Annotated in this window: 12 protein-coding genes and 1 pseudogene; 6 read left to right on the forward strand and 7 right to left on the reverse strand. The window is 71.5% G+C overall.

Annotation, left to right across the window (positions count from 1 at the left end):
- The coding region (locus B3I25_RS00690; protein ID WP_286737480.1) for an aldehyde dehydrogenase family protein at positions 1-2,437 on the forward strand (2,437 nt) is incomplete at its 5' end.
- Between the two features lie 149 nt (positions 2,438-2,586).
- On the opposite strand, the gene B3I25_RS00695 is transcribed toward B3I25_RS00690, so the two are convergent.
- The 4 genes from B3I25_RS00695 to B3I25_RS00710 all read right to left on the reverse strand — a co-directional run bounded on the left by B3I25_RS00695 (position 2,587) and on the right by B3I25_RS00710 (position 8,876).
- Positions 2,587-2,787 (reverse strand): hypothetical protein, encoded by a 201-nt coding sequence (locus B3I25_RS00695; protein WP_206478765.1) that lies wholly within the window; start codon positions 2,785-2,787, stop codon positions 2,587-2,589.
- 71 nt (positions 2,788-2,858) lie between these two features.
- Entirely contained in the window at positions 2,859-4,181 is a 1,323-nt protein-coding gene (locus B3I25_RS00700) for a VWA domain-containing protein (protein WP_286737481.1), read from the reverse strand.
- Between the two features lie 244 nt (positions 4,182-4,425).
- On the reverse strand, positions 4,426-7,089 hold the full coding sequence (locus B3I25_RS00705) for an excinuclease ABC subunit UvrA (RefSeq protein ID WP_286737482.1): 2,664 nt from the start codon (positions 7,087-7,089) through the stop codon (positions 4,426-4,428).
- Between the two features lie 734 nt (positions 7,090-7,823).
- Entirely contained in the window at positions 7,824-8,876 is a 1,053-nt protein-coding gene (locus B3I25_RS00710; RefSeq protein ID WP_286737483.1) for a hypothetical protein, read from the reverse strand.
- 75 nt (positions 8,877-8,951) lie between these two features.
- On the opposite strand from B3I25_RS00710, the gene B3I25_RS00715 reads away from it, so the two are divergent.
- Both B3I25_RS00715 and B3I25_RS00720 read left to right on the forward strand, forming a co-directional pair.
- Positions 8,952-10,190, forward strand: a complete 1,239-nt coding sequence (locus B3I25_RS00715) for an MFS transporter (protein WP_286737484.1) — start codon at positions 8,952-8,954, stop codon at positions 10,188-10,190.
- 131 nt (positions 10,191-10,321) lie between these two features.
- Positions 10,322-12,124, forward strand: a complete 1,803-nt coding sequence (locus B3I25_RS00720; protein WP_286737485.1) for an ABC-ATPase domain-containing protein — start codon at positions 10,322-10,324, stop codon at positions 12,122-12,124.
- A 170-nt stretch (positions 12,125-12,294) separates the two neighbouring features.
- Here B3I25_RS00720 and B3I25_RS00725 read toward each other — a convergent pair whose 3' ends face one another.
- Positions 12,295-13,857 carry a nucleobase:cation symporter-2 family protein gene (locus B3I25_RS00725; protein WP_131332140.1) on the reverse strand — a complete coding sequence of 521 codons (1,563 nt, stop codon included), beginning with the start codon at positions 13,855-13,857 and terminating at the stop codon, positions 12,295-12,297.
- A 98-nt stretch (positions 13,858-13,955) separates the two neighbouring features.
- On the opposite strand from B3I25_RS00725, the gene B3I25_RS00730 reads away from it, so the two are divergent.
- Positions 13,956-14,459, forward strand: coding sequence for a phosphoribosyltransferase (locus B3I25_RS00730; RefSeq protein ID WP_064846448.1), 504 nt, complete (start codon positions 13,956-13,958; stop codon positions 14,457-14,459).
- 136 nt (positions 14,460-14,595) lie between these two features.
- On the opposite strand, the gene B3I25_RS00735 is transcribed toward B3I25_RS00730, so the two are convergent.
- Both B3I25_RS00735 and pta read right to left on the reverse strand, forming a co-directional pair.
- A complete protein-coding gene (locus B3I25_RS00735) occupies positions 14,596-15,828 on the reverse strand; it encodes an acetate/propionate family kinase (RefSeq protein ID WP_064846449.1) in 1,233 nt (410 codons plus the stop codon).
- A gap of 118 nt (positions 15,829-15,946) precedes the next feature.
- A complete protein-coding gene (pta, locus tag B3I25_RS00740) occupies positions 15,947-18,040 on the reverse strand; it encodes a phosphate acetyltransferase (protein ID WP_286737487.1) in 2,094 nt (697 codons plus the stop codon).
- A 94-nt stretch (positions 18,041-18,134) separates the two neighbouring features.
- Between pta and B3I25_RS00745 the strand changes: the two are divergent.
- Positions 18,135-18,434, forward strand: a pseudogene (locus tag B3I25_RS00745) (thiamine-binding protein); the annotation flags it as partial.
- Between the two features lie 175 nt (positions 18,435-18,609).
- On the forward strand, positions 18,610-19,554 hold the full coding sequence (locus B3I25_RS00750; RefSeq protein ID WP_098053575.1) for a spermidine synthase: 945 nt from the start codon (positions 18,610-18,612) through the stop codon (positions 19,552-19,554).
- Positions 19,555-19,567: the final 13 nt, after the last annotated feature.

Raw genomic sequence — 19,567 nt, forward strand, 5'->3', positions numbered from 1 at the left:
GGACGTGGGCCAGTTGTTGCTGTACGTGCCGGCCGTGAAGCCCGCGGAGTTCGACGTCGCCGTGTCCTACCTGGTGCGGCGGCTCGAGGAGAACTCCGCGAACGAGAACTTTATGTCCGGGATCTTCGACTTGGGTCCGGACAACTGGGTCTTCCAGCGCGAGGAGGCCCGGTTCCGGGCGGCGCTCGCTGACCTCGAGGACGATCCCCAGGCGCTCGATCCGCGGCGCGTGCAGGACCGCCGCGCGGAAACCGCGGGGGAGACCCCCACGATCCCCCTGGACGAGCCGTTCCGCAACGAACCGGACACGGACGTCTCCGTCCCCGCCAACCAGAAGTGGGCGGAGGAGATCGCCGAACGCATCGGGGACCCACAGTGGTACGAATCGCTGGCGGTCCCCGAGCTGCTGCGGGACGTCGAGGAGAACTCGGGGGATGCGGTCGAGGCCGTGAACGACGTCGTCGCCACCGCCAAGGCCGCGGGGCAGCGATGGGCCGCCACGCCCGCTCGCGAGCGCGCCGAGATCCTCAACCGCGCCGGGGACATCCTGGCCGCGCGCCGCGGTCACCTCATGGCCGTGGCCGGCGCGGAGACCGGCAAGGTGTTGGGGCAGAGCGATCCGGAGGTCTCCGAGGCGGTGGACTTCTGCCGCTACTACGCACGGCGCGCGCTCGAGCTGGCCGCCGTGGACGGCGGGGACTTCGTGCCGCACGCCGTGACCGTGGTGACCCCGCCGTGGAACTTCCCGCTGGCTATCCCCACGGGCACTACGGTGGCGCCCCTGGCCACGGGCTCGGCCGTGATCCACAAGCCCTCGCCCGAATCGCGGCGCTGCTCCACCGCCATGTGTGAAGCACTGTGGGAGGCCGGTGTGCCCCGGGACGTGCTGCAGCTCGTGGCCCCCGTGGAGGGGGAGGCCGGTCAGCAGCTGATCTCCCACCCGGACGTGGAGCGCGTGGTGCTCACGGGCGCGTACGAGACGGCGCAGTTGTTCGCGTCGTGGGATCCCGCGCGGCCCCTCACGGCCGAGACCTCCGGGAAGAACGCGCTCGTGATCACGCCCAGCGCGGACCGTGACCAGGCGGTGTGGGACCTGGTGTCCAGCGCGTTCGGTCACGCGGGGCAGAAGTGCTCCGCGGCATCGCTCGGGATCCTCGTGGGGTCCGTGGCCACGTCCGAGCGGTTCCGCCGTCAGCTCGTGGACGCGGCGTCCTCCATGGTCGTGGACTGGCCCGTGAACCTTCAGGCGAGCGTGGGCCCCACCGTGGAACAGCCCGGCGACAAGCTACTGCGGGCGCTGACCCAGCTGGAACCCGGCGAGGAATGGCTGATCGAGCCCAAGCAGTTGGACGACACCGGGCGGTTGTGGCGTCCCGGGATCCGCACCGGTGTGAAGCCGGGGTCCTTCTTCCACCTCACCGAGTGCTTCGGCCCCGTCCTGGGGCTCATGGCCGCGGAGGACCTGGACCACGCCGTGGAACTGCAGAACGCCACGGACTACGGGCTCACCGCGGGCATCCACTCGCTGGACGCGGACGAGATCCTGCGCTGGGTGGACTCCGTGCAGGCCGGCAACCTCTACGTGAACCGGGGAATCACGGGTGCGATCGTGCAGCGTCAGCCGTTCGGTGGCTGGAAGCGCTCCTCCGTGGGCCTCGGTGCCAAGGCCGGTGGTCCCAACTACCTGGCGTCGCTGGGCCGCTGGAAGCGCGCCGGGTTCTCGGACTCCAGCACGGACCGCGGCGCGGCCGGCGCGTGGGTCCTCGCTCCGCGCGTGCACCGCGCCCTGGACGCCGTGACCCCGCTGGTCTCGGACGAGGACCTCGTGTGGCTGCGCCGCGCCGCGCAGTCCGACCAGTCCGAGTGGCAGCGCGAGTTCGGCCAGGTCAAGGACCCCACGGCCCTGCTCAGCGAGGCCAACCTGTTCCGCTACCGCCCCCGCACCGTGGTGGTGCGCGCCCAGGAAGGGGCGTCCCTCACGGACGTCCTGCGCGTGGGCCTCGCGGCCGTGCGCTCGGGTTCGCAGGTGGTCCTCAGCGCCGCGGACTCGCTGCCCGCAGCCGTGAACGGGCTGTTCGCCACGGTGCTCAACCCCGCGTCCGACGCCGGGTTCGCGCACGCCCTGGGCACCGGTTCCCTGGGCCCGCTGGGTCAGCTCTCGGACCTGCGCGCCCTGGACGACGACGCCCTCGACGTCCGCCACGGCGCCCGCGTCCGCGTGATCTCCCCGTGGGACGGCTCCGAGGAGGACCTCAAGGACCTCTACGCGGTGCGCGCCGAGCACCCGGACATCGCCCTGATCACCGAGGACGTGGTGGGCGCCGGGCGCGTGGAGATGATGTACATGCTGGCCGAGCAGGCCGTGTCCATCACCATGCACCGCTTCGGCAACCACAGCCAGTCCATGCAGCGGGTGGTGGACGAGCTGGTGCGGTGACCCGGTGGCGTCGCCCCTGACGCCTGACCGACCACGAGTCGCGCTCCCGATTCACGGGGGCGCGGCTCGTGCCGTGAGGGGCGGTCCCTGTGCGCCGCTCCCCGGCCCACGGTGCGGCTCCTGGCCCCGGGGCATTTCGCGCCTCAGATTCACCGCCCCCTGGTGTTCTCCGTCTGCTGCCGCCACGTCAGCCCACCGGTCACCATCACGAGCACCGCCACCAGCAGGAGGGCCCACCCGATGAGACCGCGCCAGGCGACGTCGGTGAACGTGAGGAGAGTCGCCGCCAGCACGGCCAGGAGGGCGCCGGGGAAGTAGAGCCGGGTCCGTCGTGAGGCCTGGGCAGTCATGTCTCCACGGTACCGAGGGCCAGGGCACGGGAGCATTGGCCGAACGGGTTGGCGCTTGCCGGAGGACCGGGTCACTCGCTCGTGAGCGCCTTCACGAACACGTCCTGGATATCCTCCGGGGTGCGGGCGACGTGCGAGGAGCCGCCCGTGGCCTCCGCGATCTGCTTCAGGACGTCCTCGTCCGCATCCTTCGAGATGCCCACGGTGATGATGCGCACGGGGTTGTCCGGGTCCTGCTCGTCCTTGAGCGTGGTGAGCAGGTTGTCGAGGGAGATGGAGCCGGGGTCGTGGTTCATGCCGTCGGTCAGGACGATCACCGTGCGCAGATGTCCGGGGGCGTCTTCGTGGAGCACCTCGCGGTAGGCGGCCAGGGTGGTGTCGTACAGGCCGGTGTAGCCGTCCGGGGCGTAGGTCAGGGACTCCGCGTCCCGGGAGAGCTGGTCCCGCTGGGTGCCGCCGTCCACCGACGCGGAGAGCTCGCGCACCGGGGTGAGGGAGCGGTAGTCCTTGTCCCCGTCCAGGTGCCGCTGGAAGGTCCACAGGCCGAGGGCGTCGTGCTCGGGGAACAGCCCCACGGCGGTCGCGGCGGCGGCCTTCGTCAGATCCATGCGGGTGGAGCCGTCCTGGTCCACCTTCTCGCCCATGGACCCGGAGGCGTCGATCGCCACGAGTGCGTGGAACGGTTCCGCCAGGTGCTGCCACTGGGCGAGCGCCTGCTGCAGGGCGGCGTCGTCCGCGGTGGGGGCGTCGTCGCCGGGGGTGCTCGCCACGAGCTCCGTGTCCGCGTTGCGGGAGCGGTAGGCGTCCCACTCCGCGCGAGAAACCACGGTCGCGCTGCGCGGCGGGGCGCCGGAGGCCGCGCCCGCGGCCAGGGCGGGGCTCAGCGGGCTCGGGCTGGCGGTGGTCGCCGCGGTGGAGTGCTTGACGAGCTGCTCGAGCCGCTCGTCGGCACTGCGCACGGGCGCGGCGTCGCCCTCCGTGCGCGCACGGAATTTCAGGGCCTCGTCCGTGGCGGCCTTATCCGCGCGCCCGTTCTCGGCCTCGCCCAGCGCACGGGAGACCAGCTCGCGCGTGCCGGCGTCCTCCTGGGGGCGCCCCAGCTCCACGTTGCTGTCCTGCAGCACGGCGGACCAGGTGGTCGCGCTGGTCTTGGCGCGGGCAACGACGACGGGCTCCCCACCCGCCGTACTCGCGTCACCGGACGCGGCGCTCGAGGCGGCGTCCGAGGGGTTCTCGCTCGCGGCGTCGTCCCCGCGCGGGATCAGGAAGACGGCGGCGAGCAGCAGCAGGACGGCCACCAGGCCCAGGGCCAGCCAGGTCAGCAGCGTGCCGCTCGGCCCGCGGCGTTCGGCGCGGTGCGCTCCGCGGTGCCGGTGCGTTCCAGGATCGGTCATCTCGGTGTTCCCCCGTCTCGTGCGTCACGGCCCCTGCGGGCGGTGGTGCATGGCCAGCCCGCTGCCCGCAGTGATGCGGCCGCGGTGCGTCCCCACGCCGTGGTGAGGTGGCACACACGACGTCTTCCCCGGGGACAACATTACGAGGTTTCGACGACGCCGCGGCGGCATGACGCCGTTTGGCGCCGCCGCTGGGGCCGGGCCATCCCCCTGCCCGTGCAGACCACCCGGCCCGACCGCCGGGTCAGCCCAGCACGGCCCGCAGGTACGGTGCAGTGGCGCTGTCCGGGTGCGCCGCGACGTCGGCGGGAGTGCCCGCGACAACCACCCGCCCGCCGTCCGAGCCGGCACCCGGGCCCATGTCGATCACGTGATCGGCCTGGGCAACCATGCGCATGTCCAGCTCGGCCATGACCACCGTGTTGCCCGCGTCTGCCAGCCCCTGCAGGTGGTTCATGAGCCGGTCGCTGTCCGCGGGGTGCAGTCCGGCGGTGGGCTCGTCCAGCACGTAGAGAGTGTCCCCGCGCGAGGCCCGCTGCAGCTCGGAGGCGAGCTTGACCCGCTGCGCCTCCCCGCCGGAGAGCTCGGTGGCGGGCTGGCCCAGCCGCAGGTAGCCGAGTCCCACGTCCCGCAGCACGCCCAGGGTGTGGTGGACGGCGTCCTCGCCCTCGAAGAACGTGTGCGCCTCGTCCACGCTCATGGCCAGCACATCCGCCACGGAGCGCTCCCGCCACAGCACCTCCAGGGTCTCGGCCTTGTAGCGGGTGCCGTGGCAGTCCGGGCAGGGTGCGTAGATGCTCGGCAGGAACAGCAGCTCCACCATCACGCTGCCCTCGCCCTCGCACGTGGGGCAGCGCCCGCCGGCCACGTTGAACGAGAACCGCCCGGCCTTGTAACCGCGCCGTTTCGCCTCGTCCGTGGCGGCGTAAAGCTTGCGGACGGCGTCGAACAGCCCGGTGTAGGTGGCCACGTTGGAGCGCGGGGTGCGCCCGATGGGCTTCTGGTCGATCACGACGACGCGCCGCACGCTCCCCGGCAGGGAGACCACGTGCCCGCGCACGTCGTCCGCGGCGTCGTCGGCCGTCAGCAGGTCCGACTCCGGGTCCCCGGTGATCTCCGTGTCCTCCGGGCCGCCGTGGCCCAGCCGCTCGCGCACCAGCACCGGCAGCGCCTGACTGACCAGGCTGGACTTGCCCGAGCCGGAGATGCCGGTGACGGCGGTGAAGCACCCAGCGGGGAGGCTCACGTCCAGTCCGCGCAGGTTGTTGCGCGTGACGCCTTCGAGCTGCAGCCACCCCTGCGGCGTGCGGGGCTCGCGCGCCTCTGCCGACGGCGCATGTTCGGCGAAGAGGTAGCGTCGCGTCGCGGACTCGGGCACGTCGGCGAGACCGCCCGGCTCGCCGCTGTAGAGCACGCGGCCGCCGCGCTCGCCGGCGTCCGGGCCGATGTCCACGAGCCAGTCCGCCTCGTGGATCACGGTCAGGGAGTGCTCCACCACGAACAGACTGTTGCCGCGGTCCTTGAGCCCGTGCAGGATCCCGATGAGCGCGTCCAGGTCCCGGGGGTGCAGGCCCGCGGAGGGCTCGTCGAGCACGTAGACCACCCCGAAGAGCTGGGAGGAGAGCTGGGTGGCCAGCCGCAGCCGCTGCCGCTCACCACCGGAGAGTGTGGGCGTGGTGCGGTCCAGGGAGAGGTAGCCCAGGCCCAGGTCGATCATGGGCTGCAGCCGCGCCACGAGGTCCGCGGCGAGGCGCTGCGCGGCGGCCCGCTTCTCCACGGAGAGGTTCGGGGTGCGCCGGACGTCCGGGGCGGCGTCGTGCGAGGCACCGCCCTCCGCGACCCGCGAGGCGGTGGAGGCGGCGCGGGTCTCGGCGTCGAGCACGTGGTCCTCCAGGTGCTGGGCCTCACCCGGGGTCCAGTCCTCGGCGGTCACCGAGCGCGCGATCTCCGCCACGCGTGCGAGCGGCAGGTGCGAGAACTCCGCGATGTCCAGGCCCTCGAACGTCACGGACAGGGACTCGTGCTTGATCTTCTTGCCGTGGCACTCCGGACACAGTTCGCTCGTGAGGTACTGGGCCGCGCGCTTCTTGGTGCTCGGGCTCTTCGCGTTGGCGAAGGTGTCCAGCACGTAGCGCCGCGCCCCGATGAACGTGCCCTGGTACGTGGCCTCCACACCCTCCTCCTGGGCCTTGCGCGTCTGGTTCGGGGTGAGCCCGCGGTACACGCCCACCGTGGGGCGGTCCTCGGTGTAGAGAATCCAGTCCCGGTCCTTCTTCGGCAGGTCCTTCCAAGGGGTGTCCACGTCGTAGCCCAGGGAGACCAGGATGTCCCGCTGGTTCTGCCCCGCCCACGCCACGGGCCAGGAGGCAACGGCGCGCTCACGGATGGTCAGCGACGGGTCCGGGACCATGGTGTCCTCGGTGACCTCGTAGACCCGCCCGATCCCGTGGCACGTGGGGCACGCGCCCTGCACAGTGTTCGCGGAGAAGTCCTCCGCGTAGAGCATGGCCTGTTCCGGCGGGTACCAACCGGCGCGAGAGTACAGCATCCGGACCAGGCTCGACAGCGTGGTCACGGTGGCCACGTCCGAGCGCGCTCCGCCCCCGCCGCGCTGCTGCTGGAGGGCGACGGCGGGCGGCAGCCCCTCAATCACGTCCACGTCCGGGACACCCGCCTGGTCGATCAGCCGGCGCGCGTACGGCGCCACGGACTCCAGGTAACGTCGCTGCGACTCCGCGAACAGCGTGCCGAACGCGAGGGACGACTTCCCCGAACCGGACACCCCCGTGAACACCACGATGGAGTCCCGGGGCAGGTCCAGGGAGACGTCCCGGAGGTTGTTCTGGCGCGCGCCGCGCACCACCACGCCGTGCTGCCAGGATGCGGTGTCGTTCTGTTCAATAGTCACCTGATCCACGCTACCCGGGGTTCCGTCAGGCGGAGCGGGCCTGCCCTTCGGCGGTGTCCGGCATGGGGGACAACCAGCCATACAGCGTCCTCAACACCGTCGACATCCCCGCGGGCGCCGCATGACCGCCCATCACCACGGGGCGCGGTCGAGTGCTGCTCGAACGCCCCGCAGAGCGACCCGGACCGGGGCCGCGCTCGCCCCGATTGAGCACTATGGGATGGACGTGGACTTCGAGCGCACGGGTATTCTCAACCCGGCCGTGGAGCCTCACCGGGTGCAGTGGCTGAACGAGCCCCATGCCGAGGACGGTTCCAGCGTCTTCCTGGATGAGCGCGCGGTGCGTGGGCAGGTCCGCTCCCCACGTACCCCGCCGGGCGGTGGAGGAAGCGGAGGTGTGCCATGGTCCACCCCGCCACCCTGGCCCGGGTGGTCGCGGAGCTGGGTGGCGAGATCCACGAATACAGCCGCGTGACCGAGCTGGACACCTCGGGTGACGGCGTGGTGGCCCGCACCGACGCCGGGCTCGTGGGGCGCCTCGCGCCGTGCTGGCCACCAACGTGTTCCCGTCCCTGCTCGAGCGCGACAGGCTCAAGACCGTCCCGGTCTACGACTACGCGCTGATGACCGAGCCGCTCACCGACGGGCAGCTGGACCCGATCGGGTGGCGTAACAGGCAGGGCCTGGCGGATCTGGCCAACCTACCGGCCCGGCGGGGGGCGGTCCTGAAGCGGTCAGAACAGGAGCACCAGCACCACGATGACCGCCACGATCACTGCGAACACGATGGCCCAGTTGCGGGCCACGTGGCGGTCCTCGGCCCGGGTCTGCTCGCTGTCCGGGTCCCGGTCCGCGTACCGGTCGCTGCCCACGCCGTAGTACAGCTCGTTGGTGGACGGTTCGCGCGGGTGCACCGGCGGTCCGTGGCGGTCGGGCGAGCCCGAGGGACCGGCCGGGTGGGCGACGTTGTTCCCGCCCTGGGACTCGCCGCCGGTGGGACGTCCCGAGAGGCTGCCCGGCTCCCAGGTCTGCCGCGGTGCGTTGGCGCCGGGGCCCGCGATCGAGTCGCGCACGGGCACACCCTCACCCGGGTAGCGATGTCCGGGCCGGGAGGGCTCGTCCAGCTCGTCCTCACCCAGCATCTCGGAGGCCGGGATGCCGGTGGTCGTGACCGCGGGGCCCTGCGAGCCGACGGGACCCTGCGGCGTCGGCATCGAACCGGGCGCGGACGACGCCGCCGCTCCGCCGTCCCGGGGGTTGTCCGCCGCCGCGCGCAGCACCTCCGAGAAACGGGCCAGTGGCTCCCGCTGCGCGGGTGCCGCGTCGTGGGCGACCTGGTCCGCGCGATCCGCGACGGAACGCAGCACTGCAGCGTCGGACAGCCCGAGATCCCGGGCCGCCATGGCGAGTTCGAGGGGCGGGTGAGAAGGGTTTGCGGTGGTGGCCCACTCCAGCAGGCCCGTGCGGACGGGGGAGGACAGCGCATCCCGCAGGGCGGGCCGCAGCGCCGGGACATCGGCGAGGTCCAGCAGTTCGGACGGCGGGGTGCTCCCGTAGCCGTGGGCGGCCTGGTCCAGCGGGCCGCGGTGGCCGAAGAGGGCGGCGAGCATGGCGGCCGCCGCGTACCGGTCCTCCACGGTGCGCACGTCCGAAACGCGGCGCATCAGTTCCGCCTGGGCAGGGGAACCCGCCTGGCGGACCGTGTCCAGCAGTGCGGGGTCCGCGCGCACCAGCCGCGCCGGTTCCTGCAGGGCCCGGGCGAGCTCGGGATCCAGTGAGCCACTCATGACGTCCGCCTTTCTCAGTCGTGGGGAAAGCCTACGGGAGGTCGAGGGCGCGGTGCGGGGCTAGGGTGATCGACTGTGACCCGCACCCCATCTTCGCCGACGCGCAAGGCCCCCGGAATCCTGCTGGCGGTGCTCATGGCCGCGATGGCCGCCGGGCCGGTGTTCAACTACGGGGTGGGTGCGCTGAGCGCCACCATCGTGGAGAGCTACGGGATCACCGAGGGGCAGTATGGGTTCATCATCACGGCGGTGTTCGTGGTAGCGGGTCTCGCGGCGCCGCTGCTGGGAGTGCTCGCGGACCGCATCGACACCCGCGTGCAGCTCACCCTGATCTTCGGGGGTGTGCTGGTGGCGTTCCTGCTCAGCGCCACGTGGCAGTCCTACGCCATGCTGATGGTCGCGGCCCTGATTGCGGGTCTTGCGCAGTCCTTTTCCAACCCGGTGACCAACCGCATCGTCGCGCAGCGCGTGCCGCTGGCCCAGCGCTCCGCGTGGATGGGGTGGAAGCAGTCCGGGGTGCAGGTGGGTCTGCTGGTCGCGGGCCTCACGTTCCCGGTGGCGGGCGCGGCGTTCGGGTGGCGGGGTGCCGCACTGTTCGGCGCGCTGCTGTGCGTTCCCCTGCTCGTCACGGGGTGGACCGTGGTCACCCGGCTGCAGCGCCGCGCCCGAGAGAACACCCCGACGACGCCGCCCGCTCCCTCTCCCGTCGCGCCCTCCGCCGCGGCGTCGTCGGGGGCGCTGCCGCCCGCGGTGTGGCTGCTGACGCTGACGTCCTTCCTCAACGCGGTGGGCACGCAGGGCGTGAACGTGTACGCGTCCCTGTTCGCGGTGCGGGCCATGGGGTACACCGTCACGGTGGCCGGGCTCCTTCTGGGCACGATGGGAGTGATCGGGATCGGAAGCCGGATCGGGTGGGGCCGGGTGAGCGGCAGGCTCGGCAGACCCGCACCGCTGATCCAGGTCATGAGCCTGGGCGGGATCGTGGGGCTCGGGCTGCTCGTGCTCGCAGAGACCACGCAGCAGCACTGGCTCATGTGGGTGGGCGTCGCCTTCCACGCCGCGTTGCCGCTGGCCGCGAACGTGGTGATCAACTCGGGAATCGTCGCCGCCGTGTCCGGGGAACGGATCGGTGCGGCGTCCGGACTGGTGGCCACCGGGATGTACCTGGGCTTCGCGCTGGGGCCCGTGGTGGTGGGCCAGCTCGTGGACCTCACGGGGGCGTTCACCGCCGGATGGGCCGCCGTCGCCGGGGCATACGTGCTGTGCTTTGTGGCGGCGCTGGTGCTCGGGCGGGTGCAGGCACGCAGAGCCTGAGATGTGAACGGGGCCCGGGGCGCGCAGCGCTCGCTTGGGCCTGGTCCCCCGGCCCGTTGCTTGTGGGAAACCGCACGGGGAGGCGGCCCTGCCGCGTGCCCCGGCCCCCGCACATGTGGTGCGATGGACCCATGAGCACACCTCGCACGGACCTCTCGCAGACCCTCCGCAGCCTGGATGGCAGCAGCTACAGCGCGTACAAGCAGCTCAAGGGTTTGTGGCGGCTCGGGGAGGTGGAGCTCGTCCTGGACCGCGTGCAGTCGGACCCGTACGCCCCGCCGTCCCTCGCGCGCGTGCGGCTGCCCCTGCGCAGCACAGGGATCCCGAGTGGGCTGATCGCCTCGAAGGGCCGACGCGTGGCGGCCGGGGACTTCCTCACCCGGCAGTTCTCCCGTGCCGCCCGTGAGCTGGGCCCGCGCGGTGGCAAGGACTCGGGCGGGATTTCCATCCAGAGCACTGGTCAGGAGATCCTCGAGCGCTCGTCCGTCCTGGTGCCGGACCCCGTGGCCGCGGATGCGCACGTGGAGGTGCGCTGCGAGATCGCCCTGCCCGCCGCGGGCCGCCGCATCAAGGGCCATGCCGCGCACCGGCTGCTCACGGAGGTGCTGCCGGGCGTAGTCGAGCGCGCGCTGCGGTACGAGAACCTGGACGCCCGCGCCCTGCAGGCCCACGTGACCTCCCACCTGGACGCCCAGCACCTGCGGGAGCAGCTGCCGCAGCGTGGACTCGTGGCGTTCGTCGCGGACAGCGCCGTGCTGCCGCGCGCCTCCGGGCACCGGGACGAACCGCTGGCCCGGGGCGCCGTCCTGTTCGAGACGCCTCCGGAGCTGCGCGTGGAGCTCGAGCTCGAAGACGGGTCGACCGTGAGCGGCATGGGGATCCCCGAGGGCGTCACGGTGGTCGTGGGTGGCGGCTACCACGGCAAGTCCACGCTGCTGCAGGCCCTGGAGCGCGGGGTCTACAGCCACGTGCCTGGCGACGGCCGCGAACGCGTGGTCACCCTGCCGAGCGCCATGTCCGTGCGCGCGGAGGACGGCCGGGCCGTGAGCCACACGGACGTCTCGCCGTTCATCAACAACCTGCCCACCGGCGCGGACACCCGCGACTTCAGCACGTCCAACGCCTCCGGCTCCACCTCCCAGGCGGCCGCCACTGTGGAGGCCGTCGAGGCGCAGGCAGCGGTGCTCCTGCTGGACGAGGACACGTGCGCCACCAACCTCATGGTGCGGGACGAGCGGATGCGGGCCATGGTTCCGGGCGAACGCGAGCCCATCACCCCGTTCGTGGACCGCGTGGGGGCCCTCTACACGGAGCGTGGGGTGTCTTCGATCCTGGTCACGGGTGGCTCCGGGGCGTTCCTGGACGTCGCGGACCTGGTGGTGGCCATGGACGCCTACCGCGCCGTGGATGTCACCGAGCGCGCCCGGCAGGTGGTGCGGGATTTCCCGCGCCCCGAGGACATGCGTCCTGCGGCGTCCTTCGGGGAGATCCGCCCGCACGTTCCTGGCGGCGCCCCGGAAGCGCTCGGCACGGTCCCGGCCGAACGCGGTGCCACCCCGTCCGGACCAGGTGCCGCGGGGCACGACGCCTCCCGGTCCGGTCCGCGCCATGGCGCCACCCAGCAGGGCGGCAGGGACAAACCCGCTCGCGCTCGCGGTCTCGACACCATCCAGTGGGGCCGCGAGGACGTGGACCTCTCCGCGCTGAGCCAGCTCGTGGACCCTTCGCAGACGGAAGCGATTGCGCGGCTTCTGGAGGAGGTCGAGCGCACGGCTGACGGCCGCACTCCTCTGACCGAGCTGGTGGACGCGGCCCTGGAGCGGGTGGTGCGGGACGGACTGGACGCCCTGGCCCACCACAGGGGCCACCCGGGACATCTGGCGCTGCCCAGGGCACAGGACGTGGTGGCGGCCTACCACCGGGTGCGCCGATGAGGGGCAGCGCGTGACCCCGGCAGCGGTGTGCGTCCCCTCGTACGGCTGCTCCCTCGGAGCAGAGGAGGGGCAGAAATCCGCGGCGGTGGAGCACCGGCGGTGCACAGGCCGAGACTCGCGGAGGAGAAGGGGAGGAGAGGCGCGCAGGCGGGGAGCGACGTCGTCCGGGGTTAGTTATCCACCGCGCGGCGAATGTCCTCCAGCGAAGTCAGCTCGCCCGCGTTGATGCGTTCGCGCACCGACTCGTACTGCTCCTGGGAGGACGCGAACGGAATCTCCTGCCCCTGGGCGTCCAGCAGGCGGCCGTCCACGAACTGGTCGCCGTCCTGCAGTGCGCCGGCCTCGCGCGGGGAGAGCACCCGCAGCCCCACGGTGTTCATGCCCATGGCCTCGGTGGTGCGCCGGCTGCGGCCCATCTCGTTGAAGAAGAAGTTCATGACCAGCGCGGCCACGGCGGCGGACGAGATACCGGAAGAGAAGATGATGCCCACCCAGTCGGGGAACGCGTCGTAGAAGGTGGGGACCACGATCGGGACCATGCCGAAGGACAGGGAGACGGCCACGATGATCAGGTTCATGCCGCCGCGGTAGTCCACGCGGGCCAGCGTGCGGATGCCCGAGGACATCACGGTGCCGAAGAGCACGAAGCCCGCACCGCCCATCACCGGCAGGGGGATGGCGGCGATGACCTGGCCGAGCACGGGCAGCATGCCCAGCAGCACCATGAACACGCCACCCAGGGCCACCACGTAGCGGCTCTTGACCTTGGTGATCGCCACCAGGCCCACGTTCTGCACGAACGCCGTCTGCGTGAAGGAGTTGAACACCGGCGCCACGGCGGAGGACAGCATGTCCGCGCGCAGCCCGTCCGCGATGCGTGCCGAGTTGATGCGCGAGCCCGTGATCTCGGACAGGGCCAGGATGTCAGCGGTGGTCTCCGCCATGTTCACCAGGATCACAATGCCCATGGCCACGATCGCCGCCATGTGGAACGTGGGTGCACCGAAGTGGAACGGGGAGGGCAGCGCAACCCACGGCCCCTGCCCCACGTGCGAAAAGTCCGCCATGCCGGTGGCCCACGCCACCACGGTGCCCACCACGATCGCCACCAGGATGGCCAGCCGTGACAGCACCGCTCCGCCGAACTTGGACAGCAGCAGCACGGCAAGCAGCGTGACCCCCGCCAGGGCGATGTTGCCCAGCGAGCCGTAGCCGGGTGCCTTCTCGTCCCCGCCCATGGACCACGACGCCGCCACGGGCACCAGGGTGATGCCAATGGTCGTAATGATGGACCCCGTGACCACGGGCGGAAAGAAGCGCAGCACGCGGGCAAAGAAGGGGGCCACCAGGAACCCGAAGGCGGAGGCCACCATGATGGAGCCCATCACCGACTGGATGCCGCCCCCCGTGGCCAGCACGGACAGCATCGTGGCGATCCCGGTGAAGGAGACCCCCTGCACGAGCGGCAGCTGGGAACCGATCCGCGGCAGCCCCCACGCCTGCAGGAACGTGGCGAACCCGCCCACGAACAGGGCGGCGGCCACGAGCAGGGCGGTGGTGGCGGCGTCGTACCCGGCGGCACTGGCCACCACGAGCGGCACGGCGATCAGACCGCCGTACATGGTGAGGATGTGCTGCACGGCGTACGCCACGGTGCGCCCGGCGCCCAGCCGTTCGTCCTCGGGGCGGGACCCCCGCTCGTGGGAAAGGGCGGGTGATGCGCTGCTGGGCATGAGGATCCTCGATCGGGGCAGTCGTGAGGGGACACAGAAAGTGTAGGCGGGCGCGGCGCGTGCAGTGCCCGCCGCGTAAAACCGACTACCCTACGGGAATGGCCTTTCACGCGGACTCCACCGAACTGGACAACAAGGAAATCCTGACCTGGGAGGGCTTCGGGACCGCCACCCGGGAACTCGCCCAGCAGATCGTGGACTCGGAATTCGTCCCGGACATCATCATCGCGGTGGCGCGCGGTGGTCTGCTGCCCGCCGGGGCGCTGTCCTACGCCATGGGCGTGAAGCTCTCTGACGCCGTGAACGTCGAGTTCTACACGGACGTCCACGAGACCCTTCCGGACCCGGTGCTGCTCGCCCCCATGCTGGACACGGACTCCATCAGCGACAAGAAGGTGCTGGTCGTGGACGACGTCGTGGACTCCGGACGCACCCTTTCCCTCGTGTTGGAGCTGCTGCGCGGCTATGGCGCCGAGTGCCGCTCCGCCGTGGTCTACGAGAAGCCCCGCTCGGAGGTCCGTCCGGACTTCTCCTGGAAGTCCACGGACGAGTGGATTGTCTTCCCGTGGTCCGCGCAGGAGCCGGTGACCAAGCAGGGCTGATCCGCCCGTCGGCGCCGCCCCGCGCGCTGCAAAAACTCAGCAGGTGCCGTCTACCGAACAGTAGATGGCGCCTGCTCCGTTAAAGCACTCGATTGCGGGAGGCGGGGCGTGGGGGGGGGGTCTGGTGCGCGAGGTGTTACTTCTTGACCCGCTCCCACACCAGCCCGGCCGTGGCCTCCGCGATGGCCCGCTCCTCGTCCGTGGCCACCACGAGGACCTCGATTGCGGAGGTCTCCGCACTGATGCGGGCCACGTCCCCCCGGGGGGCCTCGTTGAGCGTGGGGTCCAGGGTGATCCCGAGCGCGCCCAACTGGTCGCACACCAGGGCGCGGAACTTGGGGGAGTTCTCGCCGATGCCCGCGGTGAAGATCAGCGCGTGGGCTCCACCGACTGCCACGTGGTAGCCGCCGATGTACTTCGCCAGGCGGTAGGCGGCCATGTCCAGTGCGAGCTGCGCCCGCCGGTCCCCGGAGCTGGCCCGCTGCGCCACGGCCCGCATGTCCGAGTCCCCGCAGACGCCCTGCAGACCGGACTCGTTGTTGAGGATTCGGTTCATGTCCTGGGCGCTCATCCCGGGGTTGCGCTCCAGCATGGCGGTGACCACGGAGGGGTCCAGGTCCCCGCTACGGGTGCCCATGACCAGTCCGGCCAGGGGGGTGTAGCCCATGGAGGTGTCGTAGGAGCGGCCCTCGCGGATGGCGGTGGCCGAGGCGCCGTTGCCCAGGTGGGCCACCACGGTGTTGAACTGTTCCCGCGGGATGCCCAGGAACTCGCAAGCCTTGCCGGTCACGTAGTCGTGCGAGGTGCCGTGGAAACCGTAGCGGCGCATCCCGTGTAGCTCGTACCACTGCTCGGGGACGGCGTAGCGCCAGGCCTTCTCGGGCATCGTGCGGTGGAAGGCGGTGTCGAACACGCACACCTGGGGCATCCCCGGATAGGTCTTCTGGATGGCCCGCAGTCCCAGGGCATGCGCGGGGTTGTGCAGCGGTGCCAGCGGGGCCAGCCGCTCGATCGCCCGGATGATCTCGTTGTTCACCAGCACGGGGGCGGAGAAGCGCTCGCCGCCGTGCACCACGCGGTGGCCCGCGGCGTCGATGGTGCGCCCGCCGAGCTCTTCGTCCAGGCGCTGGGCGAGGATTTCCAGGGCCTGGGTGTGGTCCTGGATCTCCGACGTGCCGATGTTCTCGATCAGCCCCTTGGTGATCACCTCGCCGCCGGCCATTCCTGCCGTGGCCGTGGCGAGGGGGACGTTCTCGTCGATCGCGGGCATGGAGGAAGTGTAGGCCTGCGGTTCCCCGTCCGCCGGTTCGACCTCCCGCACCTGGTACTTGATGGAGGACGAGCCGCAGTTGACGACCAGTACGAGCATGGTGGTTTCCCTTCGGCGGCGCGCGGGCCGCGGTTGCCAGTGGCGGAGTTCGGGGTTGACGACGCCGCTGCGTCACCAACGCGGGCACGGCGGCCCCGCGCGCGGGGCCGCCGAGGCGTCACAGCGTTTGTGCTTGGATCGCGGTGATCGCGACCGTGTTGACGATGTCGTCCACGGTGCAGCCGCGGGAGAGATCGTTCACGGGCTTGCGCAGCCCCTGCAGCACGGGGCCCACGGCCACCGCGCCCGCGGACTGCTGGACGGCCTTGTAGGTGTTGTTGCCGGTGTTCAGGTCCGGGAACACGAACACGGTGGCCTGTCCGGCCACGTTCGACCCCGGGAGCTTGGACTTGGCGATCGAGGCGTCTACGGCAGCGTCGTACTGGATGGGGCCCTCCACCTCGAAGTCCGGGTTCGCGGCGCGCACGAGCTCGGTGGCCGCGCGCACCCGCTCCACGTCCTCGCCGGAGCCGGAACCGCCGGTGGAGTAGGAGAGCATGGCCACGCGCGGCTCCACTCCGAACTCGCGGGCGGTCTGCGCGGAGGCCAGGGCGATGTCCGCGAGCTGCTGCTCGTCCGGGTTGGGGTTCACGGCGCAGTCGCCGTAGACGAGCACGCGGTCCGCGAGCAGCATGAAGAACACCGAGGAGACGATGTTCACGCCCTCCCGGGTCTTCACAAACTCGAGGGCCGGGCGGATGGTGTTCGCGGTGGTGTGTGCGGCGCCGGAGACCATGCCGTCCACGTCCCCCATCTGGACCATCATGGTGCCGAAGTAGGAGCCGTCCATCATGCGCTCGAGCGCTTGCCCCGTGCTCACGCCCTTGTGGGAGCGCAGCCGCACGTACTCGTCGGCGTACTTCTCGCGCAGGGCGTCGTCGTGCTGGAAGTCCACGAGGTCCAGGCCGTCGGCGTCGAAGTCGAGCTCGATGCCCTCGGACTGCGCGAGCGATCGGACCGTCTCGGGATCGCCCAGCACGGTGAGGTCGCAGAAGTTGCGCCGGTGGATGAGCTCCGCGGCGCGCAGGATGCGGGGGTCGTCTCCCTCGGGTAGCACGATCCGCTTGCGGTCCGCCCGCGCGGACTCCACGAGCTCGTGCAGGAACCGCAGGGGGGTGCGCCGCACGGGCCGCGGCAGGGTGAGCCGCCCCGAGAGCTCGTCGCTGTCCACGTGCTCCGCCCACGCGCCGCGCGCGGCGGCGATCTTGCGGGAGTGCGCGCCGGCCAGGGTGCCGCGCGTGCCGGCCACGGCCTGCGCGGTGGTGAAGGTGTCCTGCTCGGTGGTCAGCACGGGGAATGGAGCCGCGCCCAGCAGCGAGCCCACCGCGCCGGCGGGCCGGAAGCCTCCGGTCAGCAGCATCCCGGCGGGCACCGGCAGCGTGGGCGCCAACGACGACGCCAGGGTTGCCGAGACCACGTCCGTCCGGTCCCCGGGGGTGATCACCAGGTCCCCGTCCGCAATCTGGTCCAGGAAGTTCCCGGCGGTCATCGCGGCCACCTTCACGGCCTTGATGTCGCGGTCCAGGGACGTGGAGTTGAAGTCCGTGCCGTAGCCCTGGGCATCCACGAGCTCGGCGACGGTGGGGTTCGAGATCGCGGGGATCTCCGGGATCACGTACGCGGGGAGGTTGTGGTTGCCGGGCTTGGCCTCCCGGCGGATCTGCTCCGCCTGCTCCGGGTCCGCGCGGTTGACGATCACGGCGTAGATGTCGCACCCGGCCTGGCGCAGCTCAGTGCGGGTCACGTCGATCGCGTTGAGCACGTCCTTTACACGCCCGGACTCGTGGGCTCCGATCACCGCGGCCACGGAGCAGCCCATGTTGTTGGCCAGGCGGGCGTTGAGGTCGAACTCGGCGGTGACCGCGTTGTGGGCCAGCAGGTCGGTGCCGTCCACGACGAGCACATCGCACTCCAGCGCCATCTCGGAGTACACGGCCATGGCGGCGGAGTCGAGGTCGTCGTGCTCACCTGAGGCGAGGATCTCGCGGCAGCGCTCCAGAGACACCGCGCCCCGGCACCGGGAGTCCGGGAGGTCGAAGGTGCGCTTCATGAGCTGCAGGACGGAGTCGTCTTCCGGTGCCGCGCCGTCGAAGACCGGACGGAAGAAACCCAGGGCGTCCGTGCGCTTGAACATGGTGTCCGCGAGGCCCAGTGCCACCAGCGTCTTGCCGCTCCGCGGTGTCATGGCGGAAATGTAGATGCCCTGCGTCATGGAACGTGCTCCCTCGCGATCGGTCGGCTGTGCCTCCAGTCTATGGACCGGGGCGGGGGTCGCGCCCGCGCAGTGCCGGTGCCACACTGGTCACATGCTGGTTGCCTTCTCAGTCTCCCCGAGCGGTGGGGACAATCCCGATGCCTCCGTCCACGACGCCGTCGCCGCGGCCGTCCACGTGGTGCGCGAGTCGGGACTGCCCAACCGCACCGACTCCATGTTCACCACCATCGAGGGTGAGTGGGACGAGTGCATGGCGGTGGTCAAGGAGGCCACCGCCGCCGTGGCCGAGTACGGCCCGCGCGTCTCGCTCGTGCTCAAGGCGGACATCCGCCCCGGCCACACCGGTGAGCTCACGGGCAAGCTCGAGCGCCTGGAGTCCGCGCTGCACAGCCACGAACTTGGCCGCTCGAAGGAGCGCCGCGGGATCACGGCAGGCGGTTCCGACGGCGCCGTCGGGCAGGATGCCAACGGCCAGGATTCGGCGGCTCAACGCACTGCAGGCAAGCACGCCGCCGAGCGGAGCGAACCGTCCGCGGACGGCCGACAGTGACCCCTCGCCGCGCTCTGTGAGCAGGAAAGGCCAGAAGAAGAACCGGAAGCAGGCTGCTGAACCCGCGCGGGTGACGTCGTCGGACGCCCCCGGTCTCGTGGAGCGCACCTGGGTCACGGACACCGGCACTGTGGAGCTGCAGCAGGACACGTACGTGCCCGGCGCGTGGGTGCTGCGCGTGAACGGGGTGCCGTCCTCGCACATCGTTCCGGACCACCCAGAGCAGCTGGAGTTCGAGTACATGCGCTGGTTCTCCACGGTGGCCGAGGAGCACGTCTCTTCCCGCCTGGATCCCACCGCGCTACGCGTGCTGCACCTGGGCGGCGGCGCGTGCTCGATGGCCCGCTACCTCGCGTGGCGCTACCCGCAGGCGCGGCAGGTGGTTGTGGAACTCGACGCCGCCCTCGCCCGCCTGGTGCGCGAGTGGCTGGACCTGCCCCGCGCGCCCCTGCTGCGGATCCGGGCGGGGGAGGCCCGCGCGGTGACCGAGTCCCTCACTGAGGGGTCACGGGACCTGGTGATCCGCGACGTCTTCGCCGGTGAGCAGACGCCTGGGCACCTGCGCACACTGGAGTTCGCGCACCACGTGGACCGGGTGATGGCCCCGGCCGGTCTCTACCTGCTCAACGTGGGGGACACCCGCAACCTCAAGGGGACGCGCGCGGAGATCGCGGCGCTGCTGGAGGTCTTCGAGCACGTGGCCGCCGTGGCGGACGCCGCGATGCTCAAGGGCCGCCGCTACGGCAACGTGGTGCTCGCCGCTTCCCACGCACCGCTGCCGCAGGCCGGTTCCGCCGACGCCGCCGCGCTGGCCCGCGAGCTGCTCGGCGGTTCCCTGCCGGCCCAGTACAAGGACACCGCGTGGTGCCGCGAACTGGCCGCCGGCACCCAGCCGTGGCACGACAAGCCGGCGGACCCGGTGCCCGAGGGGCCGGTGACGGGCGGAGACGACGCCGCGTAGCGCCGTCGTCGTC

It is taken from the genome of Kocuria sp. UBA1838, from assembly GCF_002338785.1.
Taxonomy (GTDB): domain Bacteria; phylum Actinomycetota; class Actinomycetes; order Actinomycetales; family Micrococcaceae; genus Kocuria; species Kocuria marina.

Bases quoted from the DNA above. Each gene is read 5' to 3' on its own strand.
- B3I25_RS00735 (WP_064846449.1), bottom strand. From the start codon at position 15,828: ATGCTCGTACTGGTCGTCAACTGCGGCTCGTCCTCCATCAAGTACCAG.
- pta (WP_286737487.1), bottom strand. From the start codon at position 18,040: ATGACGCAGGGCATCTACATTTCCGCCATGACACCGCGGAGCGGCAAG.
- B3I25_RS00710 (WP_286737483.1), bottom strand. From the start codon at position 8,876: ATGAGTGGCTCACTGGATCCCGAGCTCGCCCGGGCCCTGCAGGAACCG.
- B3I25_RS00725 (WP_131332140.1), bottom strand. From the start codon at position 13,857: ATGCCCAGCAGCGCATCACCCGCCCTTTCCCACGAGCGGGGGTCCCGC.
- B3I25_RS00695 (WP_206478765.1), bottom strand. From the start codon at position 2,787: ATGACTGCCCAGGCCTCACGACGGACCCGGCTCTACTTCCCCGGCGCC.
- B3I25_RS00720 (WP_286737485.1), top strand. From the start codon at position 10,322: ATGAGCACACCTCGCACGGACCTCTCGCAGACCCTCCGCAGCCTGGAT.
- B3I25_RS00730 (WP_064846448.1), top strand. From the start codon at position 13,956: ATGGCCTTTCACGCGGACTCCACCGAACTGGACAACAAGGAAATCCTG.
- B3I25_RS00700 (WP_286737481.1), bottom strand. From the start codon at position 4,181: ATGACCGATCCTGGAACGCACCGGCACCGCGGAGCGCACCGCGCCGAA.